At 67.3% G+C, this 25,952-nt stretch carries 30 protein-coding genes; 16 read left to right on the top strand and 14 right to left on the bottom strand.

All coding sequences use genetic code 11. From position 1 onward, the window contains the following. Nucleotides 1-26: 26 nt before the first annotated feature. Genes N177_RS17005 through N177_RS16990 form a run of 4 tightly spaced genes read left to right on the top strand, consistent with a single transcriptional unit; the run spans nucleotide 27 to nucleotide 3,284 of the window. A complete protein-coding gene (locus tag N177_RS17005) occupies nucleotides 27-923 on the top strand; it encodes a branched-chain amino acid ABC transporter permease (protein WP_023433636.1) in 897 nt (298 codons plus the stop codon). Nucleotides 924-928: 5 nt separating this feature from the next. Next, a complete protein-coding gene (locus tag N177_RS17000) occupies nucleotides 929-1,864 on the top strand; it encodes a branched-chain amino acid ABC transporter permease (RefSeq protein WP_023433635.1) in 936 nt (311 codons plus the stop codon). Continuing rightward, entirely contained in the window at nucleotides 1,861-2,607 is a 747-nt protein-coding gene (locus tag N177_RS16995; protein ID WP_023433634.1) for an ABC transporter ATP-binding protein, read from the top strand. Before N177_RS17000 ends, N177_RS16995 begins: the two co-directional genes overlap by 4 nt. Then, nucleotides 2,607-3,284 carry an ABC transporter ATP-binding protein gene (locus tag N177_RS16990; protein ID WP_023433633.1) on the top strand — a complete coding sequence of 226 codons (678 nt, stop codon included), beginning with the start codon at nucleotides 2,607-2,609 and terminating at the stop codon, nucleotides 3,282-3,284. The genes N177_RS16995 and N177_RS16990 overlap by 1 nt, the downstream gene beginning before the upstream one ends. Before the next feature lie 71 nt (nucleotides 3,285-3,355). On the opposite strand, the gene N177_RS16985 is transcribed toward N177_RS16990, so the two are convergent. From N177_RS16985 to N177_RS16970, 4 genes are all read right to left on the bottom strand, one after another. Beyond that, nucleotides 3,356-3,730 (bottom strand): cupin domain-containing protein, encoded by a 375-nt coding sequence (locus N177_RS16985; protein WP_023433632.1) that lies wholly within the window; start codon nucleotides 3,728-3,730, stop codon nucleotides 3,356-3,358. Nucleotides 3,731-3,803: 73 nt separating this feature from the next. Then, entirely contained in the window at nucleotides 3,804-5,294 is a 1,491-nt protein-coding gene (locus N177_RS16980) for a 4-hydroxyphenylacetate 3-hydroxylase family protein (RefSeq protein ID WP_023433631.1), read from the bottom strand. Nucleotides 5,295-5,310: 16 nt separating this feature from the next. Beyond that, on the bottom strand, nucleotides 5,311-5,856 hold the full coding sequence (locus tag N177_RS16975; protein ID WP_023433630.1) for a flavin reductase family protein: 546 nt from the start codon (nucleotides 5,854-5,856) through the stop codon (nucleotides 5,311-5,313). Further along, nucleotides 5,853-6,371, bottom strand: coding sequence for a MarR family winged helix-turn-helix transcriptional regulator (locus N177_RS16970; protein ID WP_023433629.1), 519 nt, complete (start codon nucleotides 6,369-6,371; stop codon nucleotides 5,853-5,855). Before N177_RS16970 ends, N177_RS16975 begins: the two co-directional genes overlap by 4 nt. Nucleotides 6,372-6,764: 393 nt before the next feature. Here N177_RS16970 and ilvD point away from each other — a divergent pair, with 393 nt between their 5' ends. Next, nucleotides 6,765-8,600, top strand: coding sequence for a dihydroxy-acid dehydratase (gene ilvD, locus N177_RS16965; protein WP_023433628.1), 1,836 nt, complete (start codon nucleotides 6,765-6,767; stop codon nucleotides 8,598-8,600). Nucleotides 8,601-8,636: 36 nt separating this feature from the next. Here the strand turns inward: ilvD and N177_RS16960 are convergent, their stop codons facing one another. Further along, a complete protein-coding gene (locus N177_RS16960; RefSeq protein ID WP_023433627.1) occupies nucleotides 8,637-8,906 on the bottom strand; it encodes an SEL1-like repeat protein in 270 nt (89 codons plus the stop codon). 280 nt (nucleotides 8,907-9,186) lie between these two features. Between N177_RS16960 and N177_RS16955 the strand changes: the two genes are divergently transcribed. Then, nucleotides 9,187-9,564, top strand: a complete 378-nt coding sequence (locus N177_RS16955; protein WP_040485972.1) for a DUF2147 domain-containing protein — start codon at nucleotides 9,187-9,189, stop codon at nucleotides 9,562-9,564. Nucleotides 9,565-9,625: 61 nt separating this feature from the next. Here N177_RS16955 and N177_RS16950 read toward each other — a convergent pair whose 3' ends face one another. Beyond that, on the bottom strand, nucleotides 9,626-10,318 hold the full coding sequence (locus N177_RS16950; protein ID WP_023433625.1) for a glutathione S-transferase N-terminal domain-containing protein: 693 nt from the start codon (nucleotides 10,316-10,318) through the stop codon (nucleotides 9,626-9,628). A 105-nt stretch (nucleotides 10,319-10,423) separates the two neighbouring features. After that, nucleotides 10,424-10,801 (bottom strand): hypothetical protein, encoded by a 378-nt coding sequence (locus tag N177_RS16945; protein ID WP_023433624.1) that lies wholly within the window; start codon nucleotides 10,799-10,801, stop codon nucleotides 10,424-10,426. 121 nt (nucleotides 10,802-10,922) lie between these two features. On the opposite strand from N177_RS16945, the gene N177_RS16940 reads away from it, so the two are divergent. Continuing rightward, nucleotides 10,923-11,351 (top strand): VOC family protein, encoded by a 429-nt coding sequence (locus N177_RS16940; protein ID WP_023433623.1) that lies wholly within the window; start codon nucleotides 10,923-10,925, stop codon nucleotides 11,349-11,351. A gap of 41 nt (nucleotides 11,352-11,392) precedes the next feature. On the opposite strand, the gene gatB is transcribed toward N177_RS16940, so the two are convergent. Next, the gene (gene gatB, locus N177_RS16935) at nucleotides 11,393-12,874 is read right to left on the bottom strand and encodes an Asp-tRNA(Asn)/Glu-tRNA(Gln) amidotransferase subunit GatB (RefSeq protein WP_023433622.1); all 1,482 of its coding nucleotides are present in this window, start codon (nucleotides 12,872-12,874) and stop codon (nucleotides 11,393-11,395) included. A 315-nt stretch (nucleotides 12,875-13,189) separates the two neighbouring features. Between gatB and N177_RS16930 the strand changes: the two genes are divergently transcribed. After that, nucleotides 13,190-13,552: a hypothetical protein gene (locus N177_RS16930; protein WP_152527949.1), complete on the top strand. Its 363-nt coding sequence runs from the start codon at nucleotides 13,190-13,192 to the stop codon at nucleotides 13,550-13,552. A gap of 120 nt (nucleotides 13,553-13,672) precedes the next feature. Here the strand turns inward: N177_RS16930 and N177_RS16925 are convergent, their stop codons facing one another. Next, the gene (locus N177_RS16925; protein WP_023433620.1) at nucleotides 13,673-14,038 is read right to left on the bottom strand and encodes an ArsC family reductase; all 366 of its coding nucleotides are present in this window, start codon (nucleotides 14,036-14,038) and stop codon (nucleotides 13,673-13,675) included. A 349-nt stretch (nucleotides 14,039-14,387) separates the two neighbouring features. On the opposite strand from N177_RS16925, the gene N177_RS16920 reads away from it, so the two are divergent. The 4 genes from N177_RS16920 to N177_RS16905 all read left to right on the top strand — a co-directional run bounded on the left by N177_RS16920 (nucleotide 14,388) and on the right by N177_RS16905 (nucleotide 18,699). Then, entirely contained in the window at nucleotides 14,388-14,819 is a 432-nt protein-coding gene (locus tag N177_RS16920; RefSeq protein ID WP_023433619.1) for a Ros/MucR family transcriptional regulator, read from the top strand. Nucleotides 14,820-15,124: 305 nt separating this feature from the next. Then, nucleotides 15,125-16,063 (top strand): calcium/sodium antiporter, encoded by a 939-nt coding sequence (locus tag N177_RS16915; protein ID WP_244444297.1) that lies wholly within the window; start codon nucleotides 15,125-15,127, stop codon nucleotides 16,061-16,063. 107 nt (nucleotides 16,064-16,170) lie between these two features. Continuing rightward, entirely contained in the window at nucleotides 16,171-17,208 is a 1,038-nt protein-coding gene (nirK, locus tag N177_RS16910) for a copper-containing nitrite reductase (RefSeq protein ID WP_023433617.1), read from the top strand. 276 nt (nucleotides 17,209-17,484) lie between these two features. Next, nucleotides 17,485-18,699, top strand: a complete 1,215-nt coding sequence (locus N177_RS16905) for an NnrS family protein (RefSeq protein ID WP_023433616.1) — start codon at nucleotides 17,485-17,487, stop codon at nucleotides 18,697-18,699. A gap of 18 nt (nucleotides 18,700-18,717) precedes the next feature. Here N177_RS16905 and N177_RS16900 read toward each other — a convergent pair whose 3' ends face one another. The 4 genes from N177_RS16900 to N177_RS16885 are packed head-to-tail and all read right to left on the bottom strand — an operon-like array spanning nucleotide 18,718 to nucleotide 20,886. After that, the gene (locus N177_RS16900; protein ID WP_244444296.1) at nucleotides 18,718-19,179 is read right to left on the bottom strand and encodes a PAS domain-containing protein; all 462 of its coding nucleotides are present in this window, start codon (nucleotides 19,177-19,179) and stop codon (nucleotides 18,718-18,720) included. Nucleotides 19,180-19,211: 32 nt separating this feature from the next. Further along, nucleotides 19,212-19,898, bottom strand: a complete 687-nt coding sequence (locus tag N177_RS16895) for a 5-formyltetrahydrofolate cyclo-ligase (RefSeq protein WP_023433614.1) — start codon at nucleotides 19,896-19,898, stop codon at nucleotides 19,212-19,214. Continuing rightward, complete coding sequence (locus N177_RS16890) at nucleotides 19,895-20,374, bottom strand: group III truncated hemoglobin (RefSeq protein WP_040485971.1); 480 nt, start codon at nucleotides 20,372-20,374, stop codon at nucleotides 19,895-19,897. Before N177_RS16890 ends, N177_RS16895 begins: the two co-directional genes overlap by 4 nt. A gap of 35 nt (nucleotides 20,375-20,409) precedes the next feature. After that, nucleotides 20,410-20,886, bottom strand: coding sequence for an RrF2 family transcriptional regulator (locus N177_RS16885; RefSeq protein ID WP_040485970.1), 477 nt, complete (start codon nucleotides 20,884-20,886; stop codon nucleotides 20,410-20,412). Nucleotides 20,887-21,012: 126 nt separating this feature from the next. Here N177_RS16885 and N177_RS16880 point away from each other — a divergent pair, with 126 nt between their 5' ends. The 4 genes from N177_RS16880 (at nucleotide 21,013) to N177_RS16865 (ending at nucleotide 24,320) form a co-directional block, all read left to right on the top strand. Continuing rightward, entirely contained in the window at nucleotides 21,013-21,351 is a 339-nt protein-coding gene (locus N177_RS16880; RefSeq protein WP_023433611.1) for a hypothetical protein, read from the top strand. 10 nt (nucleotides 21,352-21,361) lie between these two features. Then, nucleotides 21,362-21,724, top strand: a complete 363-nt coding sequence (locus N177_RS16875; protein ID WP_023433610.1) for a DUF488 domain-containing protein — start codon at nucleotides 21,362-21,364, stop codon at nucleotides 21,722-21,724. 113 nt (nucleotides 21,725-21,837) lie between these two features. Then, on the top strand, nucleotides 21,838-23,292 hold the full coding sequence (gene ccoG / locus N177_RS16870) for a cytochrome c oxidase accessory protein CcoG (protein ID WP_152527948.1): 1,455 nt from the start codon (nucleotides 21,838-21,840) through the stop codon (nucleotides 23,290-23,292). Nucleotides 23,293-23,771: 479 nt separating this feature from the next. Next, the gene (locus tag N177_RS16865; protein WP_023433608.1) at nucleotides 23,772-24,320 is read left to right on the top strand and encodes a pseudouridine synthase; all 549 of its coding nucleotides are present in this window, start codon (nucleotides 23,772-23,774) and stop codon (nucleotides 24,318-24,320) included. 46 nt (nucleotides 24,321-24,366) lie between these two features. On the opposite strand, the gene guaA is transcribed toward N177_RS16865, so the two are convergent. Continuing rightward, nucleotides 24,367-25,947 carry a glutamine-hydrolyzing GMP synthase gene (gene guaA, locus N177_RS16860; RefSeq protein WP_023433607.1) on the bottom strand — a complete coding sequence of 527 codons (1,581 nt, stop codon included), beginning with the start codon at nucleotides 25,945-25,947 and terminating at the stop codon, nucleotides 24,367-24,369. Nucleotides 25,948-25,952 lie beyond the last annotated feature (5 nt).

Genomic DNA, 25,952 nt, shown 5'->3' with positions numbered 1-25,952 from the left:
AGAGCGTCGCATCATCCCGGGCCACGATGGACATCATCATACCTCTTCTGGTCGACGGCCTTGCGGCCGCGTCCCTCATCTTCTTCATCGCCGTCGGATTGACGCTCGTCTTCAGCGTGCTCCGCGTCCTCAACGTCGCCCACGGGAGCTTCTATTCGATCGGCGCCTACGTGGCCGTCTCGATCGGCGGCTGGGCGGCGAGCGCGGGCCTCAGCCCCTGGCTGTCGTTCCCGATCCTGCTGATCAGCGCGGCTCTGGTCGCGGCACTGCTCGGGCCGTTCATCGAGGCGACCTTCATCCGCTACACCTACGGCAAGCCCGAGGCGCTGCAGATCCTTGTGACGTTCGCGCTCTTCCTGATCTTCGAGGATCTCCAGAAGCTCGTCTTCGGCGTCCAGGCGCACTACCAGGACGCGGCGATGCAGGTGCTCGGCGTGAGCGAGATCGGGGGCATCATCTACCTGAACTACCAGCTCCTGCTGATCGCGCTCGCCGTCGTCGTGGTCGTGAGCCTGCGATTGCTGATGCGGCACACGAGGCTCGGCAAGCTGATCCTCGCGGTGGTCGCCGACCCGGAGGTGTCCGTCACCCTCGGCATCAACGCGCGCCAAGTCTATTCCATCGCCTTCACGATCGGCGTCTTCCTCGCGGCCCTCGGGGGTGCGCTCGCCACCCCGACCTCGGGGGTCGCGCCCGGGCTCGGAGCGGAGGCGATCGTGCTCGGCTTCGCGGTGGCCGCAATCGGCGGCCTCGGGCAGATCGAGGGCGCCGCGCTCGCGGCCGTCATCGTCGGGCTCTCGCGCGTGATCGCGATCTACTATGCCCCGGCGTTCGAGCCCGTCATGCCGTATCTCGTGATGCTCGTCGTCCTCCTCGTGCGCCCCTACGGGCTGTTCGGCACCGCCCAGGCCCGAAGGATCTGACGACGATGCGCATCGCCCTCCTCCTCGCGCTCGCGGCGCTCTTCGTCGCGTTCCCCCTCGCGTTTCCCTGGCTCGCCTTCGTCTTCACCCTCGTGATCTCGAAGGGCTTCGCGGCGCTCGGCGTCGCGGTCCTGCTGCGCGCCGGCCTCATCTCGATCGGGCACGCGCTCTTCTATTCGTTGGGCGCCTACACCGTCGCCTACCTTTCGAGGGGAGCAGGCGTCACGGACCTTATCCTGCAACTCGCCGGCGCGGTCGCCGTGTCGAGCCTCGTCGGCCTGATCATCGGCCTCTTCATGGTGCGCTACCGCGGCATCTTCTTTGCGATGCTGAACCTCGCCGTCTCGATGGTCTTCTTCACCCTCCTCTCGAAGCTCTACGCCCTCACGGGGGGCACGGACGGAGTCCGCATCGGAACGCCGACATTGTTCGGCACCACGATCGAGCGCGATACGCTCGAGAGCATCCTTCTCTACGGCGGCCTCGTCCTCGCCTTCGGCGTGGGCTACCTCGTGCACCGGTATCTCAAGAGCCCGATGGGCGAGGCGCTCCCGGCGGTCGAGACGAACGAGATCCGCCTCGAGTATCTCGGGATCGCGGTGCCGAGGGTTCTGCTCGCGGCCTATGTCGCCTCGGCTGGACTGGCCGGCCTCGGCGGGGCGATGTACGGACTGCTTGTCGGACACGTGTCGCCGGAACTGGCCTACTGGACCATCTCGGGACAGCTCGTGCTCGTGGCGGTCCTCGGCGGCATAGGCGGCGTGGTCGGACCGTTCGTGGGAGCCTTCTTCCTCGAGATCATCCGGTCCTTCGCCGTCATCTACTTCGACAACATCTGGAACCTCATCATCGGAGCCGGGCTCCTGATCGTCATCTTCTTCCTGCCCCGCGGGCTCTATGGGCTCATCGAGCGGGCGACGCAGCGGGGGCCACGTCGATGACCGCGCCGCTTCTTTCGGTCCGTGACGTCCACGTCTCCTTCGGGGGCGTCCGCGCCGCCGACGGCGTGGATGTCGAGGTGCGCCAAGGGGAAGTCCTGGCGATCATCGGTCCCAACGGGTCGGGCAAGACGACCTTCATCAACCTCTGCACCGGCTACGTGAAGCCGCACGCAGGCTCGATCCACCTCGAAGGGCGCGACATCACCCGCAACACGCCCCGCCAGATCACGAAGCTCGGGATCGCCCGCGCCTTCCAGATCCCGCAGCTCTTCACGGAGCACCGCGTGATCGACAACCTGATGCTGGCCGTCGCCGCGCGCCAGGGCTTCTGGCAGGTTCTCGCCCCGCTCGACCAGCCCGCACACAGGCAGCGCGCAACCGCGCTTCTCGAGATGGTCGGGCTTCAGGATCAGGCCGAGAGCGACGTCGCCACGCTGCCCGAAGGCATCCGCAAGCTGACGGACATCGCACTCGCACTCGCGCTCGAGCCGCGCCTGCTGCTGCTCGACGAGCCGACCGCGGGCGTGAGCTCGGGGGAGAAGTTCCCCCTCATGGACCGGTTGATGAACGTCCTGCGCTCACAGGGCGTGACCGCGGTCTTCGTCGAGCACGACATGGACCTCGTTCGCCGCTACGCCGACCGCGTGATCGTCTGGAACCAGGGGAAGGTCGTCGCCGACGGACCGCCCGACGAGGTGATGAACGACCCCGCGGTCTTGCGCGACGTGGTGGGAGTGATCTGATGCTCGTCCTTCATAACGCGCGCGTCGAATTCGGCGGCCACACCGTGCTGCGCGACGTCTCGTTCGAGCTGCCGCAAGGGCGCACGACCGTCATGATCGGCCGCAACGGCGCCGGCAAGACGACGACGCTGCGCACCATCATGGGGCTCCTGCCGCTCTCGGCGGGCCGCATCACGATCGACGGCCAGGATCTCGCGGAGGTGCCGGACCACGGCCGCGCCGCCCTCGGTATCGGCTATGCCCCCGAGGACCGGCGCATGATCCCCGGCTTTACCGTCGAGGAGAACCTTCTTCTGCCGACGCTCGCCCTGAAGCTCGACCAGTCGACGACGCGCGAGCGGCTCGGCTCCGTCTACGAGCTGATGCCGGAGCTGCGCGAGCTGTCCCGGCGGCCCGGGGGCAGCCTGTCGGGCGGCCAGGGCAAGATGGTGGCGCTCGGCCGCGCGCTCATGGTGGCGACGCGGGTCATCCTGCTGGACGAGCCGTTCCAGGGCCTGGCACCGGCGCTCGCGCTGAACTACGCCCGAACCCTCGCCAAGGTGCGCGACCAGCGGAAGGACCTCACGCTGCTCGTGACGGAGTCGAGTCCGCAACTGCTGGGCGGCGTGACGGACCGGGCGCTTCAGATCGAGCGCGGCGAGGTGATGGAGACGACGCTCGCCGAGGCACGGCACTGAGCTCTGCCACCGAAAAACGGGAAGAGGCGCCCGGAGGCGCCTCTCGAACTCCGCCTCTGCGGAACCTCGGCCTAAGGGTAGTAGTGGATCTCGACGAGCAGGCAGCCCTTCTCGGACTTGAAGGGGCCGTGATAGGCGCCGGGCGGGCGGCAGGCATAGGTGTTCGGCGGGAAGCTCTCACCGCCCTCGCCGTTCTCGTCGTTGCCGACCGTCAGGTCGCCGGAGATCAGGTAGACCTCCTCGTAGTAGTCGTGGACGAAGGGCTTCGTCGTGAAGACGCCGGGCTCGAAGCGCAGGAGCCTCGTGCGGTTCCCCACCTTCTTCTCCTCGTCGAGGTAGCCGGCCAGGATCTTCTGCTGGATCCCCGCCGGATATCCCGGAGGGCTCGCGAAGCCTTCGGTCATGTCGACCGTGTGGAACTCCAGATGCGGCTTGTCGATCGCCATTCCTGCTCTCTCTTCCGTTGCGGGGCCACCGAGCGTCTTCGGCGACCCCTGATCCATGCTCGTCCCGGGCAGTCTATTCCGCCGCCCGCTTCACCTTCTGCAGCTCTTCGTCGAGCGAATAGCTCGACAGGCAGTCCTCGACGAGCCGCCCCGCGCCTTCCCAGTCGTAGCTGCGGAACGAGTGACCCTTCGTCACGAAGGTGGCGCCCGCATAGAACATCTCGTATTGCGAGTGCCGCGAGGCGAACTCCGAGCCGATCGCGTCCCACACGAGCTTGAAGAACTTCACGCGCTCGCGCGAGGAACGGACCGGCGACTGCTGCGTCTTGTCGATGATCGACGCGATATAGGGATCGGCGAAGTCCTCGATGCTGGACGGCAGCATGATGACGCCGCCACCCGCGAGGTCCCGCAGCGAGGTGATCACCTTGCCGTAGAGCTGCTGGGTCAGCACCTGCGCGCTGTAGAGCGTGTGGCGGTCCGGCACGAAGTAGCCGTTCTCCATCCGCCCCTTCACCTCCATCGAGCGCACGAGCGCGTCGACCATCTTCGCCTCGGCGGCGATCTGCCCCAGCATCTCCCGGACCTGCGGGAAGGCGCTCGTGCCGTTCGTCTCCGTGATGCCGCGCGCGAGCCCCGCGAGGAAGCGCATCTTCACCATGAGCCGGATCTGGCACTGGTAGTTCTGGTGAACGTGCGCCGGCGTGGCGTGGAACTGCTTCGCGACCATCTGCACGTTCTTGTGCACGAAGACACGCTCCCACGGCACCTTCACGTCCTCGAAATAGAGGACGGCGTCGTTCTCGTCGAAACGGCTCGCCAGCGGGTTGTCGAAGCGCGACTGGGCACCGGCTTCGTAGGACTTGCGCGACAGGACCCGCAAGCCCTTCGCGTTCATGGGGATGACGAAGGAGAGCGCGTAGATCTCGTCGCCCTCGCGCAGCGGCTGGATGCAGGTGACGAAGACCTCGTTGGCCATGATGCCCGACGTCGCGAGCATCTTGGCGCCGCGCACCGTGATGCCCTCCGCGTCCTCGTCGACCACGCCGGTCGTGAGGTAGGGGTCGGCCTGCTCGTGCGCCGCCTTCGACCGGTCCGCCTGCGGGTTGATGATGACGTAGGTCAGGAAGAGGTCGTTGTCGCGCGCGTAGCGGTAGTAGTCGGCGAGCGCCTTCGCGCGGCCCTGGTCGTACTGCTCGAAGACTGGCAGGCCCATATACATGCCGGAGATGCAGGAGGCGACGTGGTCCGGCGAGCGGCCGAGGAAGCCGTAGTGCTGCTCCGACCACGACTCGAGCGCCTCGCGGCGCTTCACGAGTTGCTCGTAGCTCGTCGGCAGCTCCCACATCCGGTTGACGCGCTTGCCGGTCTCCGTCTCGAAGGTCATGAGCTCGGGGTTCTGCGCCTGGTGGTTGTAAAGCTGCGCGTAGGAGCGCACGGCGTTGCGGAAGGCCGGATCGTCCACGGGCTCCGCAACCTGATGGCCGTCGATATAGACCGTGCGTCCGTCGCGCAGGCTCTCGACGTGCATGTCGCCGTTCTTGATCATCTCGAAGATCTCCATCCTCTGGAAGTATCGATCACCAGCCGAGCAGCCACAGCGCGTCGGCGGGCACCGTCATGTCGTGATCCTTCGTCAGCTCGCGGTAGCGGCCCGCTTGGAAGACGAGTGGCTCGGCGTCGGGGCGCGGCAGGTCGTAGCGCAACACGCGCCCGACGAAGATCAGGTGGTCGCCGCCGGGGTACTGGTGCTCGGCACGGCACTCGAACCGCGCCACGGCCCCCGCGATCAGCGGCGCCCCGGTGACGCCCGTCTCCACCGCCACGCCCTGCCACTTGTCGGTGGCGGCGCGTGCGAAGCGGTTCGAGACGTCCTGCTGGTTCCAGGCGAGCACGTTCACGGCGTAGTGCTGCGCCTGCCGCCACCCCTCGATGCCGCGGGCGGCCGTGGCGACCGAGAACAGGACGAGCGGGGGATCGAGCGAGACGGAGCTGAAGGAGTTGACCGTCATGCCGAGGCGCTCCTCGCCGACCTCGGCCGTGACGACGCAGACGCCCGTGGCGAAGGCGCCGAGGGCGTTGCGGAAGGCCCGCGGGTCGTGGGGCGCAAGCGTTGCTTCGCTCATGCGTCCTCCTTTCGGTCCCGGGTCGCGATCTCGTAGCCCATGAGCGCGGTGGCCGCGTCGCCGCCGGCGATCAGCCCCGGCAGAAGCTCGAGGATCCTGTCGAGATCCCGCGCGTCGAGGCTCGCGAACAGCGTGTCGTTGGCACGCGACTGGGTCGGCGCGAGGCCCGCCAGAAGGCGCCGCGCCTTCTCCGTCACGCTCAGCCGCACGCGGCGGCGGTCGGTGGTGCTCGGGCGCTTCGACACGAGGCCCTTCTTCACGAGACGCCCGACCTCGAGCGTCACGAATGCGCCGCTGCAATGGAGGTGGGCGGCGACGGTCGAGACGCTCACGTCGCCCTCCTCCTCCAGGTGAGCGATCGAGATGAGGATCGTGTATTGCGGCCCGCTCAGGCCGACGAGCCCGGCGAGCCCGTTGCGCGTCGCCTCGAGCCGGGCGGTGAAGGCGAGGAGCCCGTGGACGAACGCACGGAACGCGCCGTCGCCACCCTCCCGCAGCAAATCCTTGCGCGACACCGTGAGCCTGCGCGGCTCCCCTTGGACCTGCCCCCCGGGCCCAGACCGGCGGTCTGTCAGCGCGCTGCCTTCTTGCATAGCCATATAGCTAAGTTACAAAGCTATTGTGCCATGTCAACGACAATCGCGTCGGCCTGAGCCAGCGCCGGCCGACCTCCGCCTTCTCAAAACTTGCGTGGCTGCGCCCGACCCGGTCTGCAGTGGCCGGGATTCAGCCCTTCCGCCGAAACACTTGTGCGCGCGGGGCCAGTCGTGGCAATCGTCGGGGCGGCGGCCGCACCGGGATAGGAGCGGATCGCAGACGCCGGCCGACGGAGCAGGCCGAGCCGGCGAACAAGCCGCAAAGAGCTGGCCGCTCGGGGCCGAGCCGCAAGATCACGAGAAGCATCCACGATGGCCGTCGTTTACCGCTCCCGCACCACCACCCATGGCCGCAACATGGCCGGCGCCCGCGGCCTGTGGCGCGCCACCGGCATGAAGGACGAGGATTTCGGCAAGCCGATCGTCGCGATCGCCAACTCCTTCACCCAGTTCGTGCCGGGCCACGTGCACCTGAAGGACCTGGGCCAGCTCGTCGCGCGCGAGGTCGAGAAGGCCGGCGGCGTCGCCAAGGAGTTCAACACGATCGCCGTCGACGACGGCATCGCGATGGGGCACGACGGGATGCTCTATTCGCTGCCCTCGCGCGAGCTCATCGCCGACAGCGTCGAATACATGGTCAACGCCCACTGCGCCGACGCCCTCGTCTGCATCTCGAACTGCGACAAGATCACGCCCGGCATGCTGATGGCTGCGCTGCGGCTCAACATCCCCGTCGTCTTCGTCTCCGGCGGCCCGATGGAAGCCGGCAAGGTCAAGCTCTCGACCGGCGAGAAGGCGGTCGACCTGATCGACGCGATGGTCGCCGCGGCGGATGACAGGGTGTCGGACGCCGACGTGCTGGTGATGGAGCAGGCCGCCTGCCCGACCTGCGGCTCGTGCTCGGGCATGTTCACCGCGAACTCGATGAACTGCCTGACGGAGGCGCTCGGCCTGTCGCTGCCCGGCAACGGCTCGACGCTCGCGACCCATGCCGACCGCAGGCGGCTCTTCGTCGAGGCGGGCCACCTCGTGGTCGACCTCGCCAAGCGCTACTACGAGGAGGGCGACGAGAGCGTGCTGCCGCGCTCCATCGCCTCGTGGCAGGCCTTCGCGAACGCCATGACGCTCGACATCGCCATGGGCGGCTCGACGAACACCGTGCTCCACCTCCTCGCGGCCGCGCAGGAGGGCGAGGTCGACTTCACCATGGCGGACATCGACAAGCTGTCCCGCAAGGTGCCGGTGCTGTGCAAGGTCGCCCCTGCGGTGGCCGACGTGCACATGGAGGATGTCCACCGCGCCGGCGGTATCATGGCGATCCTCGGCGAGCTCGATCGCGGCGGCCTGATCGACACGTCCGTGCCGACGGTGCATTCCGCGACGATGGCGGAGGGGCTTTCCCGGTGGGACATCATGCGCACGGAGAGCAACTCGGTGCGCCAGTTCTACGCCGCGGGCCCCGGCGGTATCCCGACGCAGGTCGCGTTCTCGCAGGACTGCCGCTACGACAGCGTCGACACCGACCGGAAGACGGGGGTCATCCGCGACGTGGAGCACGCCTTCTCGAAGGATGGCGGCCTGGCCGTGCTCTACGGGAATCTCGCCGAGGACGGCTGCATCGTGAAGACGGCGGGCGTCGACGAGTCGATCCTCACCTTCTCCGGTCCCGCCCGGATCTTCGAGAGCCAGGACGCGGCGGTGAGCGCCATCCTCACGGGCAAGATCGTGCCGGGCGACATCGTCCTCATCCGCTACGAGGGCCCGCGCGGCGGCCCCGGCATGCAGGAGATGCTCTATCCCACGAGCTATCTGAAGTCGAAGGGCCTCGGGAAGGCCTGCGCCCTCGTGACCGACGGGCGCTTCTCGGGCGGCTCGTCGGGCCTGTCGATCGGCCACGTCTCGCCGGAAGCGGCGGAAGGCGGCACGATCGGGCTCGTCAATGACGGCGACCTGATCGAGATCGACATCCCGAACCGCTCGATCCATCTCGCCGTCGACGAGGCCGAACTGGCCGCGCGCCGCGAGGCGCAGGAGGCGAAGGGCTTCCAGCCGGCCGAGCCGCGCAAGCGCAAGGTCTCGAAGGCGCTGAAAGCCTACGCCGCGATGACGACGAGCGCGGCGAAGGGCGCGGTGCGCAAGGTCGACTGAACGTCGCTGGCGGCGCGGTCGCTCTGCGCCGCCACCTCAGTTCAGCTGCAGCCAGTCGCGCGCCGAACGCTGCGCGGTGGCGATCTCGGCCGCCGTCATCTCCGCCGAGATCTCCCTGCGGTAGCCGGCGGCCGCCTTGTGGCCCTTGAGCGCGGCGATGTTGAACCACTTGTGCGCGCTCACGCGGTCAACCTCGACGCTGCGGCCCGTGGCGTACATCATGCCAAGGCGGAAGAAGACGTCGCCGGCCGCGGCGCCGGTGGCGATGCCGGCCTCGATGGCCGTGTTGCAATCCAGTCGAGCCATTTTGAGCTCCCTTGTTCCCATGCGAGGGACGGGTTTTCTGGCACTCGTGCTCCCCGTCCTCGATGACCGGAGGATGAGGCGGATCGGCTGAATTCGACGTAAAAGGTCTCGCTTAATTTTCGACGAATCGAACCGATCCTCAACCTCATACCGCCTGCCGTAACGGCAGCATTATCAATCACTTGCACCCGTTGCCCCCGCGCGTGACGTGCCCTAGCCTGCAAGACTTCGGAAACCACAAGAGCGGGTGCCGACGCGGCGAGCGCTCGGGAGGAGGTCGATGAGGAGTTCTGTTCTTGTGGCCATGGCCGCAGCCGTCACGCTGGCCGGCGCCATATCGGCGAGCGCGGCAGGGCCGGAAGGCACGTGGCTGACCGAGAGCGGCGAGACGAAGGTGAAGATCGCGCCATGCGGCGGCGGCCTCTGCGGCGATATCGTCTGGCTGCAGGCCCCGACGCCGAACGCGCAGGTGGGCACACGCCTCCTGACGATGAGTGCGTCCGGAAACGGCAGCTGGAGCGGGGAGCTCTTCAACTACAAGGACGGCAAGACCTACCGCGGCAAGCTTTCCCTGGAGAGCGAGAACCGGATCAAGCTCTCGGGATGTGTTCTCGGCGGCCTGATCTGCAGGAGCCAGACCTGGACCAGGACACGGTAGGCGAAGGCGGGCGAGGCAGGAACGGGCGTGACGTCGCCCGCCCTTCCCTCGCCTGTCGTTGCTACTTTCGGCGCTGGCCGAACAGCACGGCCTGGGCCTCCTTGTCGGTCGTCAGGTCCATGCGCTGATCGGCCCCGACCTCGAGCGCCTTCTGCACCGCCGGGCGGGCCAGGATCGCCTCGCGCCACCGCTTCACGTTCGGGAACTGCTCGATGTCGACGCCCTGGCGGTCGTAATGGCGCGCCCAGGGCAGGATCGCCATGTCCGCGATCGAGTACTCGTCCGCCACGAACTCGCGGCCCTGAAGACGGCGGTCGAGAACCCCGTAGAGACGGTCCGCCTCGTCCTCGTATCGCTTGATGGCGTAGGGAATCTTCTCCGGGGCGTAGTTGCGGAAGTGATGGTTCTGGCCGAGCATCGGTCCGAAACCGCCCATCTGCCACATCAGCCATTCCTCGACTGCGACACGCCGGCGCTCGTCGGCCGGATAGAACCTGCCGGTCTTGCGGCCGAGATACTGCAGGATCGCGCCCGACTCGAAGACGGAAACGGGTTTGCCGCCCGGCCCGTCCGGATCGACGATCGCCGGCATCCGGTTGTTCGGTGCGATCTCCAGGAATTCCGGCCTGAACTGCTCACCCTTCCCGATGTTGACGAACTTCACCTCGTAGGGAAGCCCGCACTCCTCCAGCATGATCGTGATCTTCCAGCCGTTCGGAGTCGGCCAGTAGTGAAGCTCGATCGGTCGCGACATCGTCCCATGCCTTTTGACGTTCGATTGAAAATGCCGGGCGGAGCCGCCCGGGCACGGGACACCATCTGTCGCGCGGATCCTCTTCGGCAAGGCCGGACTGGAGCGTCAACGCTCCTCATTCCGCCGCTTCTCTCGGCCGGTCGGCACGACGTGAGGCGGCGCATCGTCGAGCGGGGGAGCCTTCGGCGGCCGCCGGCGGATCATCGCCGTCGCCAGCAGGAACGAGGGCACGAACACGATCAGCAGGACGATGATCGCGGCGAGCCAGTTCCCGAGAGGCATGCCCGGCCAGACACCGGTGGCGATGGCGAGGATCGCTCCGAAAATCAGGTACGCAGCGACGGAAAAGACAGTGACGAAGGACAGGTAGGCCCCGACCGGCCGCGACTCCGGGTGGCGGTTCCTGCGGACGTGCGGAATGAACGCGATCAGCGCGATTCCCCACAGGGCGACAAAGGCAATCCATAGCCATGTGGCGAACATCGGGCGCTATCCCTTCCGGAATTCAGGTCTCCACCACCGCCTATCGTTCCGAGGACACCCCATCATTGACCGCGATCAATTGCGTGTTCATGGTACGTTCCATTCAGACGGGAGAGCAGCAATGGAACAGAGACTGACCCTGGTAACGCTTGCGGTCGACGATGTGGCCGCAGCCACAGCCTTCTACGGGCGCCTCGGCTGGCGATCGCACCCCTCCTCCGTCGCGGGCGAGATCTCGTTCTTCCAGTTGAACGGCGTTGCGCTCGCGCTCTTCTCGCGCCGCGGCTTCGCGGATGACACGGGGCGTGGCGTGGCCGCAGCAGGCGCCCCCGCGGCGACGGCGATCGCGCTCAACTTCCCCGACCGAGCGAGCGTGGACACGGCTTATGAGGAAGCGCTGGCGGCGGGCGCGGGCGAGGTGAAGCGGCCGGTGGAAGCGCCTTGGGGCGGGTATTCCGGCTATTACGCGGATCCCGACGGGCATCTATGGGAGGTCGCCCACAACCCGTTCTGGAAGCTCGCCCCGGATGGCACCGTCGACCTCGGATAGCACGCCCCGGACGTCAGGCAAGCCTGCTGCCTGATGTCCGCTCACTCGATGCCGAGTTTCCGGCGCACCAGCTCGTTGACGGCCTGGGGGTTCGCCTTGCCTTGCGTCGCCTTCATGACCTGACCGACGAACCAGCCCGCCATCGAGGGCTTGGCCCTCGCCTGCTCGGCCTTGTCGGCATTCGCCGCGATCACCTCGTCGACGGCCGCCTCGATCGCGCCGGTGTCGGTGACCTGCTTCATCCCGCGCTCCTCGACGATCACGCGCGGGTCTCCACCCTCGTTCCAGACGATCTCGAAGAGCTCCTTGGCGATCTTCCCGGAGATGACCCCCTCGCCGATCATGTCGATGATCGCGCCGAGCTGATCGGCCGAAACGGGGCTGTCGGTGATGCCGTGGCCCTGCCTGTTGAGCGCGCCCAGGAGATCGTTGATCACCCAGTTCGCGGCTGCCTTTCCGTCGCGACCGGCTGCGACCTGCTCGAAATACTGCGCGTTCTCCCGCTCGACGACGAGCACCGAGGCGTCGTAGGGCGTCAGCCCGTAGTCGGCGATGAAGCGCGCCTTCTTCTCGTCCGGCAGCTCGGGCAGGTTCTCGCCGAGCGTGTCGACCCATTCCTGCGTCAGCTCGAGCGGCAGAAGATCGGGATCGGGGAAGTAGCGGTAGTCGTGCGCCTCCTCCTTCGATCGCATCGAGCGCGTCTCCAGCGTCTTGGGGTCGAAGAGCCTCGTCTCCTGGTCGATCGTGCCGCCATCCTCGATGATGTCGATCTGGCGGCGCGCCTCCGACTCGATCGCCTGGCCGATGAAGCGGATCGAGTTCACGTTCTTGATCTCGCAGCGCGTGCCGAATGGGTTGCCCGGCCGGCGCACCGACACGTTCACGTCGGCGCGCAGATTGCCCTGCTCCATGTTGCCATCGCAGGTGCCGAGATAGCGCAGAATGGTGCGAAGCTTGGTGACATAGGCCTTCGCCTCTTCCGAGGACCGCAGGTCGGGCTTGGAGACGATCTCCATCAGCGCGACACCCGAGCGGTTCAGGTCGACATAGGATTTCGTCGGATGCAGGTCGTGGATCGACTTCCCGGCGTCCTGCTCGAGATGGATGCGCTCGATGCCGACCTCGATCGTCTCTCCGTCGGGCAGGTCGACGAGCACCCGGCCCTCGCCGACGATCGGGTACTTGTACTGCGAGATCTGGTAGCCCTGCGGCAGGTCCGGATAGAAGTAGTTCTTCCGGTCGAACACCGACCTCAGGTTGATCTCAGCCTTGAGGCCCAGCCCCGTGCGGATTGCCTGGGCAACGCAATACTCGTTGATGACCGGCAGCATGCCCGGCATCGCCGCGTCGACCAGAGAGACGTGGCTGTTCGGTGCGCCGCCGAAGGCCGTGGAGGCGCCCGAGAAGAGCTTCGCCTGGGACGTGACCTGGGCATGGATCTCCATGCCGATGACCACCTCCCACGCTCCCGTCGCCCCTTCGATGAGCTTCGCGCTCACCGGCTCGCGCACCGCCTCGTTCATGTCGTCTCGCTGTCGCCTTGAGATGAAGTCCAGTCTCGTCCGGCCCTTCTAGCCCACGAGCCCCCCGCTCGGAAAGGTCGCTTTTGGCACCGACGAGGAACCCCCCGTCGCGGGCTCACGTTGCAGATTCGAGGATGAAGACGCGCGGCGACGGCGCCGGCGACGTCTCGGGTATCAAGGAGTAGCACAGTGAGCGAACAGGATCACGGGCCGCGCGGCGGCCCAGGACGGACGACATCGTGGCTCGTCGCCGGTTCGGCGGCCGCCCTTATCGCGGTCCTCGCGTTCGGGTGGGCCGGATCGGGCGACGAGGAGATGGAGATCGCGCAGACGAACCCCGCGATTGAGAGCCCGGACGCGGCGGACGTTTCGGAGAGCGGGGTCATCGACGAGAATACGGAAAGCTCGGTTGCCCAGCCCGACGCGGCGGACGCGGTCGGCGAAGCGGCCGCCAAAGACGTCGAGGAGGCAGTCAGAGACGCCGGCGAGGCGGTCTCGGCCGGACCGCCGTCTCCGGCGGAGGTCGACCCGGAAGACACGCGCGTTGCCGACGAGGCAGCACGCGAGAACCGGATCATCCAGCAACGGGCCGAAGAGGATCCGGAGGCCGGGACGGTGCCCGAGGCGCAGCGGGTCGTCGAAGACCTCGATGGCGCCGAGGACGAAGCCGCCAGGTAGACGCCGCGACCTGGTCGCACGAAGCTCCCCGACTGAGACCTCGGCAAAGCCGAGGTCTCCTTATTCTTGGCGTGGCCGGATTGCACGGACGGAGGAAGTCGCCGGCCGAGACTGCGGATGCTAGGTTCCGGTCCCGGCGAAGAACGCGTCATAGCTCTCGGGCCTGAAGCCGACGAGCAGCCCTCTGCCCTCAACCTCCAGCACCGGCCGCTTGACCATCGAAGGCTGCGCGAGCATCAGCCGCCGTGCCCGATCCTGGTCGAGCGCGGCCTTCTCCTCGTCCGGCAGCTTTCGAAACGTGGTGCCGCTCCGGTTGAGGAGTGTCTCCCAGCCGGTCTGGACCAGCCACCCGTCGAGCGTTTCCGGCGCAAGGCCCGCGACCGTGTAGTCGTGAAACACGTAGCCAATGCCGCGTGCCTCGAGCCAGTGACGCGCCTTCTTCATCGTGTCGCAGTTCTTGATGCCGTAGATCGTGACGCTTCCCAAGCAGTTGCCTCCTTGCTCGCCAAGACTGCGGACCCGACGGTTCGCCGCGCCCGAAATCGCTGCGCAGGCCGCATGAGGTCAAGTGGGGAAGGGAAGATAACGGCGCGAAGAGATCGGAAATCCGCCTCAAGAAACGGCAAGTCGGCGGCATGCGCCCCCGAATGTGGCAGCATGGGATATCGCACGTTCCACCCAAACACTGTACCAGTGGTCCCGAGATGTCGGTCGGCTGGACTCCCGGTCGTCCGCGGCCACCACCTCGTTTTACAAATAAAATCTTCGAAGGCATCTGGACGTGGGCCATCAGATGTATATCTGTGGCGGTGTTCAAGAAGAAAAGGAACACCCCATGAACGAAGAACTCATCGAGCTCACTTCTGACGTTGTCGCCGCGTATGTGGGAAAGAACCCCGTCCAGCAGTCGGACCTGCCGGAGCTCATCCGATCAGTTTATCAGGCACTCTCCACGGCAGCTTCCGGTGCCGTCGAGGAGCCGAAGGTCGAGTTGAAGCCGGCCGTCCCGATCAAGAAGTCGGTGACACCCGACCACATCATCTGCCTCGAGGACGGCAAGAAGTTCAAGTCCCTGAAGCGCCACCTTCGCACGCACTACGACCTGTCGCCTGAAGAGTACCGGGCGAAGTGGGGCCTGCCTGCCGACTACCCCATGGTCGCGCCGAACTACGCCGCGGCGCGCTCGGCGCTCGCCAAGCAGATGGGCCTCGGCCAAAAGCCGCAGCAGGTGCAGCCGAAGACCCGCGGTCGCAAGAAGGCCGCCTGACGACGTCACGCAACAGCGGGGCGGCTCGAGGTGGGCCGCCTCGTCGCAGACGCCAGCCCTCGAGAGGCCGGCGGGAGCGCCGGGGGACGGATGCCTGCAGAGACGGGGCACTCCTAACCGCCGGCGTGAGACGGCGGCGCCTCTATGCGGCTTACGCCTGGACATACCTCCGAGAGGATCGTCCGAACATAGTCGTCCCCCTTCCTTTCAGCACCGCGGTCGCCCATCTACCAGCGGCGCCAGCCGCCGCAGCCCTGCGGCCATCGTGTTTTCATGGGGGAAAGAACTTGACGTGGGTCTACCTCGTGGCCGGGCTCGCCCTTCTTCTGGCGGGCGGCGAGGGGCTGGTCAGAGGAAGCGTGGGTGTCGCCACGCGCATTGGCGTCTCACCTCTCGTGATCGGCCTCACCCTGGTGGGCTTCGGCACCTCGCCCCCCGAGCTCGTGGCGAGCGTGCAGGCGGCGATGATCGGCGCGCCCGGCATCGCCGTCGGCAACATCGTCGGCAGCAACATCGCGAACATCCTGCTCGTCCTTGGTGTCTCGGCGCTCATTCTGCCCGTCGTCACCACGAAGGAGGCGTTCCGGCGCGACGGCACCGTGCTGATGGGGGCCAGCCTCCTGCTGGTGGCAGTGGCGCTCGTCGGCACCTTGAACCGTCTCGCTGGGCTCGTGTTCCTGATCCTCCTCGCGGTCTACACGGTCTACACCTACCGCACCGAGCGAAACTCCACGAAGATCGCGGCCACCGAGGAAACGACCTCCACCGATTCCCTGGCAGTCTCCCTGCTGCTGACGGTGGGTGGCATTGCCGGCGTTGTATTCGGCGCAAGCCTGCTGGTCGGCAGTGCGGTCGAGATCGCGCAGCGCTTCGGCATGTCGGAGGCCGTCATCGGCCTCACGCTCGTCGCCGTCGGCACCTCGCTGCCTGAACTGGTCACGTCGGTGATGGCGGCCATCCGGCGCCACGGCGACGTCGCCTTCGGCAACATCGTCGGTAGCAACATCTTCAATATCCTTGGCATCGCCGGCGTGACGGCCCTGGTCTCGCCGATCGATATCCCTCCGGAGGTGGTCATCTTCGACATCTGGGCAATGCTGGCCACCGCGCTCCTGCTGGTCGTGTTCGCGGTCACGGGATGGCGGATCACCCGCGGCGAAGGCGCAGTCTTCGTGTTCGGCTACTGCCTCTATCTCGCCGTTCAGCTGTCGCCGGCGCTGCGGCAGTCAATGGGCCTCGCGTAGCCGGCCGGACGTTCGGCGCGTTGTTTGCGCCGCAGCAAACTGCGATTTCGCACACGCGGTATCCTCGACCCGTCAACGAACTTATTCGGGTCGAAAGGACACCTGAAATGAACGCCCGGGCACTTTTCATGGGAACCGCCGCAGCCGCCGTCATGGCCGTGGCGGGTTCACTCGCCCCGGTTACGGCGCTGGCCGAAGGCGCTGCCGCCAATATCGTCCGCGCGGCAACCGACCTGCCTGCGCCGCTCGCTCGCCAGACGGCCGAGACCGTGAGCATCGAACTCGAGACGATCGAGCTCGTCGGCCAGCTCGACGACGGCACGACGTACCGCTACTGGACGTTCGACGGCAAGGTCCCCGGCCCGTTCGCGAGGGTGCGCGTCGGTGACACGGTCGAGGTCCGGCTGAAGAACCACGAAGACAGCTGGATGGTGCACAATGTCGACTTCCATGCCGTGACCGGCCTGCATGGCGGTGGTCACGCCACGATGGCGGATCCGGGCGAGGAGTCGCAGGGCTTCACCTTCAAGGCCCTGAACCCCGGCCTCTACGTCTACCACTGCGCGGTGCCGCTCGCGGCCCAGCACATCGCCAACGGCATGTACGGCCTGATCCTCGTCGAACCCGAAGGGGGCCTCCCGCCGGTCGATCGCGAGTTCTACGTCATGCAAGGCGAGATCTACACCGAGGAAGCGCACGGCTCGCGGGGCGAGCTCGGCGAGAGCTACGACAAGCTCCTGAACGAGATGCCCGAGTACTACGTCTTCAACGGAGCCGCCAACGCGCTGACGGAGGGCAAGGCCCTTCATGCCGAGGTGGGCGAGACGGTTCGCATCTACTTCGGCGTCGGTGGCCCGAACAAGACCTCGAGCTTCCACGTGATCGGCGAGATCTTCGACAAGGTCTACAATCTCGGCGGCCTGACCGCCGAGCCGTTGACGGACATCCAGACGATCAGCGTTCCGCCCGGAGGCGCGGCGGCGATCGACTTCAAGGTCGAGGTCCCAGGGGAGTACATCCTCGTCGACCATGCCCTCTCCAGGGCGGCGCGCGGCCTCGTCGGCAAGCTGATCGTCGAGGGGCCCGAGCAGCCCGATGTCTACCGGGAGGGCGTCCCCGAGAGGCTCGGACTCCTGGCGGAATGAGCTGATCGGGTAGAGACCTGACCGAGGACGCGCCGGCCGCCTTCCGGCCGGCGTGCTCCGTTGCGGCGCTCGGCCAACGACGCCGAACTCGCTCACGTTCGACCTCCCGGGTCCGCGAATCCTGCGCCCCCGCCCAATCATCCACGAGTGGCCAGGACGATCTCCGGCCATTGAGGCGAGACGTGGCGGGTAAGCCCTCGGTCTTTGAGCTGGGACAACCTCTGACGCGCGCCGGCCGCCTAGGCTGCAGGCAGTTTCAAAGATGGAGCACTAGCCGTGGCATCAATTCAGGCTCTCCACCCGCGACCCGGAGCAGAGGCGGCGGCAGATCGGTACTCCTGGCCGCACTGGCTCAGCGGCGGGTTCCGGCCGTTCTTCTTCGGCGGGGCGCTGGCCATGGCCCTCTCGGTGCTCGCGTGGCTGCCGACGATGATGGGCCTGTGGCAGATCCCGACGGCCTTCACCCCGCGCGATTGGCACGTGCACACGCTGATCTTCGGCGGCGTGCTCGCCATCGTCGCGGGCTTTGCCCTAACCGCCGTCAGCAACTGGACCGGCCGCAAGCCCGTCGCCGGCCGGCTTCTCGCCCTTCTCGTCGTCCTCTGGCTCGCAGGGCGGGTGGCGACCTCCTTCTCGGGCCTCATCGGCGCCTATCTCGCGGCGGCCGTCGACCTCCTCTTCCCCGCGGCACTCGTCTTCGTCTTCGCGCGTGAAGTCGTCGCGGGAGGCAATCGCCGCAACCTGGTGGTGGTCGGTCTCGTGGCGCTTCTCGGCCTCACGGATGCAGCGTTCCATTACGAGGCGATCACCCGGGGAACGGCAGACCACGCGCTCCGCGCGGGCGTGGCGGTCGTGCTGATGCTCGTGCTCCTGATCGGCGGCAGGATCATCCCCGCCTTCACGCGCAACTGGCTCGCCAGTCGGACGCCCGACCGCCTGCCCAAGACCTTCGACAGGGTCGACGCCGCCTCCATAATGGTAGCGGCGGTGGCGCTGGCCCTGTGGGTGCTCGAACCGTTCGCCGAGGGGACGGGTCTTGCTCTCCTCGCGGCAGGAGCCTTGGCCTTCGCGAGACTCCTGCGATGGCGAGGGCTCGCAACACAGTCCGAGCCGCTGCTCGCCGTGCTGCACGTGGCGTTCCTGACGGTGCCTCTCGGCTTCGTCCTGGTCGGGACGTCCGCGCTGTCTCCGGTCGTGGACGCGCAGTCGGCGGTTCATGTGTGGACGGCAGGAACCTTCGGCCTGATCACGCTCGCCGTGATGACGCGGGCGAGCCGCGGGCACTCGGGTCACCCCCTGACCGCCGGGCGGCTCGAATTGTCGGTCTTCGCCCTCGTGATCGTCGGCGCGGCCGCGCGGGTCGCGTCTCCCTATGCCGGCGGGATCGCGCTCGACCTCCTCAATGTCGCAGGGCTGGCGTGGGCCGGCGCCTATCTCGCCTTCGCGGCTGGCTATGCGCGTATGCTCCTCGTGCGGCCGGCGAGGCCCTGACGATGAGGCGGAGCCTGGCTACTCGCCGCGCTGCGCCCGTCGAAGGCGCTTCATCTCCTCGAAGGTCTCCGTCACGTCGCGCAGCACGGCGACCACGCCGACAATGCCCCCTTCGTCGTCCGCGACAGGGGCGACCGTGAACTGGATGGAGAGCTTTGCCCCGTCCTTCGCCACTGCCGGCACCGAGAGAAGCTCGTCGGCGTCATGCTGCGACCTGCCGGTGCGCATCATGTGGTCGTAGCCGTCCCAGTGGCGCTGCCGCAGGCGCTCGGGGATGATGATGTCGAGCGATCGGCCGAGCGCCTCCCCCGCATCGTAGCCGAAGATCCGGGCGGCACCCTCGTTCCAGTGTCGGATGAGGCCCTCCCGGTCGGCGAAGACGACCGCGTCGGGCAGCGCGTTGGCGAGCGTCTCGCCCAGCCTCTGGAGTTCGTGGCGCGACAGCGCCGGTGTCCGCGCGTCGAGGTTCACAGCTGGCACCTCCTCCTTCGTGTGCGCTTCGGGTCAGCCCTTCAGTCGGCCGGCCGCTTCACGGGCGTCACCACGCCTTCCTCGGTCACGACCACGTCCATCGGGATGTCGTGCGGCTGCGGGTAGATCGTGGGTATCGCCTGCAGGGCATAGCCGACGCCGAGGACACGCGGCCTCTTCGGGAGGGCGGCGAGCGTCCGGTCGAAGAAGCCGCCCCCATATCCCAGCCGGTAGCAGGACGGGTCGAAGCCGACCACCGGGGAGATGACGATGTCGGGGACCACCTCCTCGCCGCCGGCCGGCACGGGGATGTTCCACACCCCGCGCTCGAGCGGCTCGCCCTTGCCCCACGTCCGGAAGATGAGCGGCCTGCCCCTCTCCACCACTATCCGCAGCGCGCCCCTGCCCCCGCCAGCATCCACCTCCTCGAACAGGCCGCGAAGGTCGGGCTCGCCGCGAAACGGCCAGTAGGCGCTGACGACGATCCCCGCCGGATTGCCTATCAGCTCGCGCAGCGCCTCAACGATCCGATCGCCATACGTCCGGCGCGTGTCGCTCGACAGGCCGAGACGCGCGGCGATCAGGCGCTCCCGCTCCGCCTTGCGCCAGCGTTTGACGTCCGCCTCCTGCTTCGCGTTGGTCACGAGGCCGGCACAGGCCGGGTCGAGCTCGTGCATGAAGCAGGGGGGAGAAGCGTAACCGCGGTCGTCCTCGTCGCTGCCGGTCATGTCGCCCGGTCTCCTTCTTCTGGAATATCGTGCGCAACGTGCCGGAAGCGCTCACCCTTCATCACCAGCACGCCGTGATGGCTCGCGACACCGAGTTCGAGGCTCTGGGCGATGTTCCTCGCCCGTTCGACGAAATGATCGGCCGCGGCAGGGCTGCAGAGTTCGCGCGCCGTCTCCTCGAAGATCTCGAGCCAGCGGTCGAAATGATCAGCGTCCACCGGCAGCCGCATGTGCTTCTCCATCGGGCGTCCGCCATACCTGCCCGACATGAGCGCGACGGACGACCAGAAGGCGAACATGCGCTGAAGGTGCGGCTCCCAATCGTCGATCCGTGCAGCGAAGATCGGACCGAGCAGATCGTCCTGCCGCACCTTCGCGTAGAAGCGGCGCACGAGCCGCTCGATCAGGTCCTCGTCGATGCCGGTGCGCGCGACGATGTCGGCGATGATCTGCGCACGGCGGTCCAGTTGGTTCATGGCGTTCTGCCCTTCAGGAGATGTCATCCGCGGCCTCAGTCGGCCGGCCCCGCCGACGCGAGCTCCGGACCGCGCAGAGGCAACTCACCGGGAAGCGGCAGGGCGAAGTCGCGCTCACGCAGCAAGATGTCCGCCAGCGTGTAGCGATCGAGCGTCTCGACGAAGGACCGCAGCGCCTCGTTGAGCACGTTCGGCAGTCGGCAGCACCCGGTGATGACGCACTGGTTGCCCGTCGCGAAACACTCCACGAGCGCAAAGTCGGGCTCGGTCGCCCGCACGACGGCGCCGAGATTGACCTCCTCCGGGCGCCGCGCCAGCGTGAAGCCGCCCGAACGACCACGCACCGCCCGCAGGAAGCCTGCGCGGACAAGGGTCTGCACCACCTTCATCAGATGCGCTCGCGAGATACCGTAGGCTCTTGCGGTCTCTTCGATCGTGATCCGCCGGTCTCCCACGCTCGCGGCAAACATCAGCACGCGCAGGGAGTAGTCGGAGAAGGTGGTCAGTCGCATGGAAGCCGTCCAAAAGAAACATTCATGATGCATATTAATGCGTTGTGGCCCGGATGCAAACCGGAGTAGTCTTCCGGATGGCGACCGCTCGCTGGCCGCCCGGGCTCCGAACCCCTTCGGCACGGCATGACGGACCTCGCCTCCTTCTTCGATCCGGAGCTGAAAGCCTGGCAGGGCCGGGCTCCGTTGTGGCGCGTCTTCTGGCTCCACGGGGTCGGCGTCAGCGCCTGCCTCCTGGCCGTCATTCTCTTTGCATTGCACGACGGGCGCTTCCTCCAGCTGCAGATCGCCCTCATCGCCTTCCTCGCCTATACGGCATGGCTGCTCGTCGCCGTCTGGCGGTGCACCCGCAATGCCGCACCCTTCTGGGGCGATTTCGCCCGCGTGCTCACCGTCTCGTGGGCGGCGAACGCCTGCGCGCTCAGCATCTTCCTGGAGATCGAGCTGCTGGCCGGGCTGCTCTGAGGGTGAGGTGATGCACAGCCCGATCTCGATTGGACGCGTCTATGAGCCGTCTTCGCCGGACGACGGCCTCCGCGTCCTCGTCGACCGCCTCTGGCCGCGGGGGCTCAGCAAGAACGAAGCGGCAGTCGACCTCTGGCCGAAGGACATCACGCCGTCGAGCGAGCTGCGAAAGCTCTATCACTCCGGCAGCATGTCGTGGGACGACTTCTACAAGGCCTATCAGCGGGAACTGAATGCCGCTGACGATGCCCTCCAGGCGTTCGAGCAGACCGTGTCCGGGCGCTGCCTCCGGCTCCTGACAGCCGCGAAGAACCTCGAGCGCAACCACGCGGTCGTGCTGAGGGAGGTCCTGCTCCGTCGGGCGCGCGGCTGATTTCGCCAACCCGGCGCCCTTCCACCCTCCTCCAGAGTTCTACGTATTCCCGGCCGACCCTTCGGCAGATAATGATGCATCTAGTATACATCTTTATCTACCGCGAGGACGGAATGGTCGCCCTTCCAATCGACGAACGCCGGAAGATGCCTGCCTCCCGGCCGGGACTACGCAGGAGCATACCGAACGGCGCGGTGGTGCCGGCCTCCGTCGAGGGTCGCTTCCGCCGCATCAAGTGGCACGTGCTCACCATCTGCCTCCTCGTCTACTACGCCGTGCCCTTCCTGCGCTGGGACCGGGGCCCGGGACAGCCATTGCAGGCGGTGCTGTTCGACGTGGAGCGGGTCCGCTTCTATCTCTTCGGCATCGAGATCTGGCCGCAGGAGCTCTACTACCTGACGCTGCTCCTGGTGCTGGCGACCGTCGTCCTCGTCCTCATGAATGCTCTGGCCGGCCGCATCTGGTGCGGGTTCGCCTGCCCGCAGACTGTCTGGTCCGACCTCTTCATGCTCGTCGAGCGGTGGATCGAGGGAGACCGTCGCGAGCGCCTGCGCAAGATGTACGAGCCGAAGACTCCGAGGCGGATCGCCGAGATCGGCCTGAAGCACATAGCCTGGCTGCTCATCGCCTCCGCGACCGGCGGCGCCTTCATCCTCTACTTCGCCGACGCGCCGACGCTCCTTGTCGAGGTCTTCACCGGCGAAGCCTCGACCGCCGCCTACGCCGTCATCCTGTCCCTCACCTTCACGACCTATGCCCTCGCCGGCTTCGCACGCGAGAAGGTGTGCACCTTCATGTGCCCATGGCCGCGCCTGCAGGGCGCGATATGGGATCCCGAGGCGCTGACGGTGAACTACCGCGACCACCGCGGCGAAGAGCGCATGTCGGTGAAGAAGGCGAAGGCCGCACGCGAGGCGGGGCTACCGGCCGGCGACTGCGTCGACTGCGCGGCCTGCGTGAACGTCTGCCCGATGGGCATCGACATCCGCGAGGGCCCGAGCATCGCGTGCATCAACTGCGGCCTGTGCGTCGACGCCTGCGACGACACGATGGGGAAGATCGGTCGCGAGCGCGGGCTGATCGACTACGAAAGCTGGACGAATATCGAGCGAGGACGCCGGAGCGAGCCGCGCCGCCGGGTTCGCCTCGTACGCCCGAAGACCATGGCCCTCGCCACCGCGGCGCTCGTCCTGCTCGCGGTGCCGGGCCTCTCCCTCGGCACGCGCGCGACCATGGCGATGAGCGTGTCTCACGTGCGCAATCCGAGCGCTGTCCTGCTCTCGAACGGCGACATCCGAAACGCCTACGAGGTCAGGCTGGTGAACAAGTCGGGCGAGGCACGGACGGTCCACCTCTCCTCGCCCGAGGGAACGGTTCTCGAGGTGCCGGGCTACGCGGCGGTCGAGGACGAGACGGTGCCCCTGGAGCTCGGCGCTGACGCCTCGCAGAAGGTCCGTGTGCTGGTCACCGCCAGCGAAAGCTCGGAGGGAGAGATCGCCTTCACGCTGAGCGACACGACGACGGGCGAGACGGTCAGGGAGACGAACCTCTTCCACCGTCCGAGGTGACGGCAAGAGGTCGCGACCGACTCAACTCCGGACGGAGCGGGCGGGCACCGGTTCCGCTCCCGCGAGATCACGCCCGGAACCCCCTCGACGGTGGCGACTTCTACTGTGCCGGCCAGCCGAGCCTCGGCGACGGGGTCCATATTGGGCGCCGATCCGGGGTCCCGCTTCCATGCCGTTTGACAGCCCCTCCTCCGGCTCGCGCGACTGACGACCGCCTGCCGCGGGCTCGGCATCGCGACGTTCGAGATCGGGCCGGCCGCCGCGGCGATCGGCTTTCGAGAGAAGCCTGTCCGGGCGGAGGCCCTGCTGAAGACAGCGGGCTACCGGTCCCTCCGACGCAGAGGACGCCTCATCGTCGACCCGCGGCAGAACGCCTCCGACGATCCCCTCACCGAAGCCGAGGCGCTTCTGGGTGCCCTGGCGGCCGGGCTGTGCTAGGGCATGGTCACGACCGGAGATGGCAGTGCGAGGGGGCGGCCGTGGCGAGGCTCATCCTGTTCAACAAGCCCTACGACGTGCTTTCGCAGTTCACCGACGAGCGCGCCCCGGTGCGTCGCGCAACGCTGTCGCAGTTCCTGCAGATCCCCGGCGTCTATCCCGCGGGGCGACTCGACAAGGACAGCGAGGGGCTGCTTCTGCTGACTGACAACGGGAAGCTGCAGGCCCGCATCTCGAGCCCGAGGTTCAAGCTCCCGAAAAGCTACATGGTGCAGGTGGAGGGGAGCCCGAGCGAGGAAGACATCGCCCCCCTGCGCCGCGGCATCGCTCTGAAGGACGGGACGACCAAGCCGGCGACCGTCAGGGTGGTCGACCCGCCGGCTCTGTGGGAGCGCGTGCCGCCGATCCGCCACCGCAAGAGCGTGCCCGACACGTGGCTCTCGATCACGATCGCCGAAGGCCGCAACCGCCAGGTCCGCCGGATGACGGCGGCCATCGGCTATCCCACGCTGCGCCTCGTCAGGTGGAGTATCGGCGACTGGACGGTGGATGGGCTGGCACCCGGAGAATGGCGCGAAACGAACGCCTGAGAGGCGGGCGGGCGAGAACTCCCGGGGACGATCCGACCGTTCCCAATCATTCCCACTCGATCGTGCCGGGGGGCTTCGAGGTCACGTCGTAGACCACTCTGTTGATGCCCTTGACCTCGTTGACGATCCGGTTCGCCGCGCGGCCGAGGAAGCTCATGTCGAAATGGTAGAAGTCGGCCGTCATGCCGTCGGTCGAGGTGACGGCGCGCAGCGCGCAGACATACTCGTAGGTACGGCTGTCGCCCATGACGCCGACCGTCTGCACCGGCAGGAGCACCGCGAAGGCCTGCCAGATCGCGTCGTAGAGGCCCGCCTTGCGGATCTCGTCGAGATAGATCGCATCGGCCTTGCGCAGGATCTGTAGCTTCTCCCGGGTGATGCCGCCCGGGCAGCGTATCGCGAGGCCGGGCCCGGGGAAGGGATGGCGCCCGACGAAGCTGTCAGGCAGGCCGAGCTCGCGGCCGAGCACCCTCACCTCGTCCTTGAAGAGCTCGCGCAGCGGCTCGACGAGCCTGAGCTTCATGCGCTCCGGCAGCCCGCCCACATTGTGGTGCGACTTGATCGTCACCGAGGGTCCTCCAGAGAAGGACACCGACTCGATCACGTCGGGGTAGAGCGTGCCCTGCGCCAGGAAATCCGCGCCGCCGAGCTTCGCCGCCTCCTCCTCGAACACCTCTATGAAGAGCCGGCCGATGATCTTGCGCTTTTCCTCCGGATCGCTCTTGCCCTCGAGCTCGGAGATGAAGCGGTCGGCGGCGTCCACGTGGACGAGAGGGATGTTGTAGTGGTCGCGGAAGAGCGTCACGACCTGCTCGGCCTCTCCCTGCCGCAAGAGGCCGTGATCGACGAAGATGCAGGTGAGCTGCTCGCCGATCGCCTCGTGGATGAGAACAGAGGCAACGCTCGAATCGACGCCGCCCGACAGGCCGGAGATGACCCTGCCCTGCCCCACCTGCTCGCGGATGCGGCGCGTCGCCTCCTCGCGGAACGCGGCCATCGACCAGTCGCCCGTGAGCCCCGCGATCTTCCTCACGAAGTTCTCGATCAGCCGCGGCCCATCCGGCGTGTGGAACACCTCCAGGTGGAACTGCACGGCATAGAAGCGCCGGCTCTCGTCGCAGATCGCGGCGAACGGGGAGCCGTCCGAGACGCCCACGACGCGGAAGCCCGGCGGCAGCGCCGTCACCCGGTCGCCGTGGCTCATCCAGACCTCGTGACGCTCTCCCTTCGCCCACACGCCCTCGAAGAGCGGGCAGTCGTCCTCGACGGTCAGATAGGCGCGGCCGAACTCCCGGTGATCCGATGGCTCGACCCCGCCGCCCAGCTGCGCGCACATCGTCTGCTCGCCGTAGCAGATCCCGAGGATCGGCACCCCCGCCTCGAAGATCTCCTGGGGAGCGCGCGGCGTGCCCATCTCCGCCGCGCTCGCCGGTCCGCCGGACAGGATGACCGCCTGCGGCTCGAGCCGCGCGAACCCCTCTGGAGCCCTGTCGAACGGCACGATCTCGCAGTAGACGCCCGCCTCGCGCACGCGCCGCGCGATGAGCTGCGTCACCTGACTCCCGAAATCGATGATGAGCACGCGGTCGTGGAGCGCGGCGGAGCGCTCGGCAATGGCGGTGGACATATCCG

This window comes from Lutibaculum baratangense AMV1 (assembly GCF_000496075.1).
In the GTDB taxonomy this organism is placed as follows: domain Bacteria; phylum Pseudomonadota; class Alphaproteobacteria; order Rhizobiales; family Tepidamorphaceae; genus Lutibaculum; species Lutibaculum baratangense.
The sequence above is the reverse complement of the archived record's forward strand: the minus strand, read 5'-3'. Positions and strand labels throughout refer to the sequence as shown.

What these genes read in the sequence shown, in the direction of transcription:
- N177_RS17005 (WP_023433636.1), top strand. Translation starts at nt 27, where the DNA reads ATGGACATCATCATACCTCTTCTGGTCGACGGCCTTGCGGCCGCGTCC.
- N177_RS17000 (WP_023433635.1), top strand. Translation starts at nt 929, where the DNA reads ATGCGCATCGCCCTCCTCCTCGCGCTCGCGGCGCTCTTCGTCGCGTTC.
- N177_RS16995 (WP_023433634.1), top strand. Translation starts at nt 1,861, where the DNA reads ATGACCGCGCCGCTTCTTTCGGTCCGTGACGTCCACGTCTCCTTCGGG.
- N177_RS16990 (WP_023433633.1), top strand. Translation starts at nt 2,607, where the DNA reads ATGCTCGTCCTTCATAACGCGCGCGTCGAATTCGGCGGCCACACCGTG.
- N177_RS16985 (WP_023433632.1), bottom strand. Translation starts at nt 3,730, where the DNA reads ATGGCGATCGACAAGCCGCATCTGGAGTTCCACACGGTCGACATGACC.
- N177_RS16980 (WP_023433631.1), bottom strand. Translation starts at nt 5,294, where the DNA reads ATGGAGATCTTCGAGATGATCAAGAACGGCGACATGCACGTCGAGAGC.
- N177_RS16975 (WP_023433630.1), bottom strand. Translation starts at nt 5,856, where the DNA reads ATGAGCGAAGCAACGCTTGCGCCCCACGACCCGCGGGCCTTCCGCAAC.
- ilvD (WP_023433628.1), top strand. Translation starts at nt 6,765, where the DNA reads ATGGCCGTCGTTTACCGCTCCCGCACCACCACCCATGGCCGCAACATG.
- N177_RS16960 (WP_023433627.1), bottom strand. Translation starts at nt 8,906, where the DNA reads ATGGCTCGACTGGATTGCAACACGGCCATCGAGGCCGGCATCGCCACC.
- N177_RS16955 (WP_040485972.1), top strand. Translation starts at nt 9,187, where the DNA reads ATGAGGAGTTCTGTTCTTGTGGCCATGGCCGCAGCCGTCACGCTGGCC.
- N177_RS16950 (WP_023433625.1), bottom strand. Translation starts at nt 10,318, where the DNA reads ATGTCGCGACCGATCGAGCTTCACTACTGGCCGACTCCGAACGGCTGG.
- N177_RS16945 (WP_023433624.1), bottom strand. Translation starts at nt 10,801, where the DNA reads ATGTTCGCCACATGGCTATGGATTGCCTTTGTCGCCCTGTGGGGAATC.
- N177_RS16940 (WP_023433623.1), top strand. Translation starts at nt 10,923, where the DNA reads ATGGAACAGAGACTGACCCTGGTAACGCTTGCGGTCGACGATGTGGCC.
- gatB (WP_023433622.1), bottom strand. Translation starts at nt 12,874, where the DNA reads ATGAACGAGGCGGTGCGCGAGCCGGTGAGCGCGAAGCTCATCGAAGGG.
- N177_RS16930 (WP_152527949.1), top strand. Translation starts at nt 13,190, where the DNA reads ATGGAGATCGCGCAGACGAACCCCGCGATTGAGAGCCCGGACGCGGCG.
- N177_RS16920 (WP_023433619.1), top strand. Translation starts at nt 14,388, where the DNA reads ATGAACGAAGAACTCATCGAGCTCACTTCTGACGTTGTCGCCGCGTAT.
- nirK (WP_023433617.1), top strand. Translation starts at nt 16,171, where the DNA reads ATGAACGCCCGGGCACTTTTCATGGGAACCGCCGCAGCCGCCGTCATG.
- N177_RS16895 (WP_023433614.1), bottom strand. Translation starts at nt 19,898, where the DNA reads ATGACCGGCAGCGACGAGGACGACCGCGGTTACGCTTCTCCCCCCTGC.
- N177_RS16890 (WP_040485971.1), bottom strand. Translation starts at nt 20,374, where the DNA reads ATGAACCAACTGGACCGCCGTGCGCAGATCATCGCCGACATCGTCGCG.
- N177_RS16885 (WP_040485970.1), bottom strand. Translation starts at nt 20,886, where the DNA reads ATGCGACTGACCACCTTCTCCGACTACTCCCTGCGCGTGCTGATGTTT.
- N177_RS16880 (WP_023433611.1), top strand. Translation starts at nt 21,013, where the DNA reads ATGACGGACCTCGCCTCCTTCTTCGATCCGGAGCTGAAAGCCTGGCAG.
- N177_RS16875 (WP_023433610.1), top strand. Translation starts at nt 21,362, where the DNA reads ATGCACAGCCCGATCTCGATTGGACGCGTCTATGAGCCGTCTTCGCCG.
- ccoG (WP_152527948.1), top strand. Translation starts at nt 21,838, where the DNA reads ATGGTCGCCCTTCCAATCGACGAACGCCGGAAGATGCCTGCCTCCCGG.
- guaA (WP_023433607.1), bottom strand. Translation starts at nt 25,947, where the DNA reads ATGTCCACCGCCATTGCCGAGCGCTCCGCCGCGCTCCACGACCGCGTG.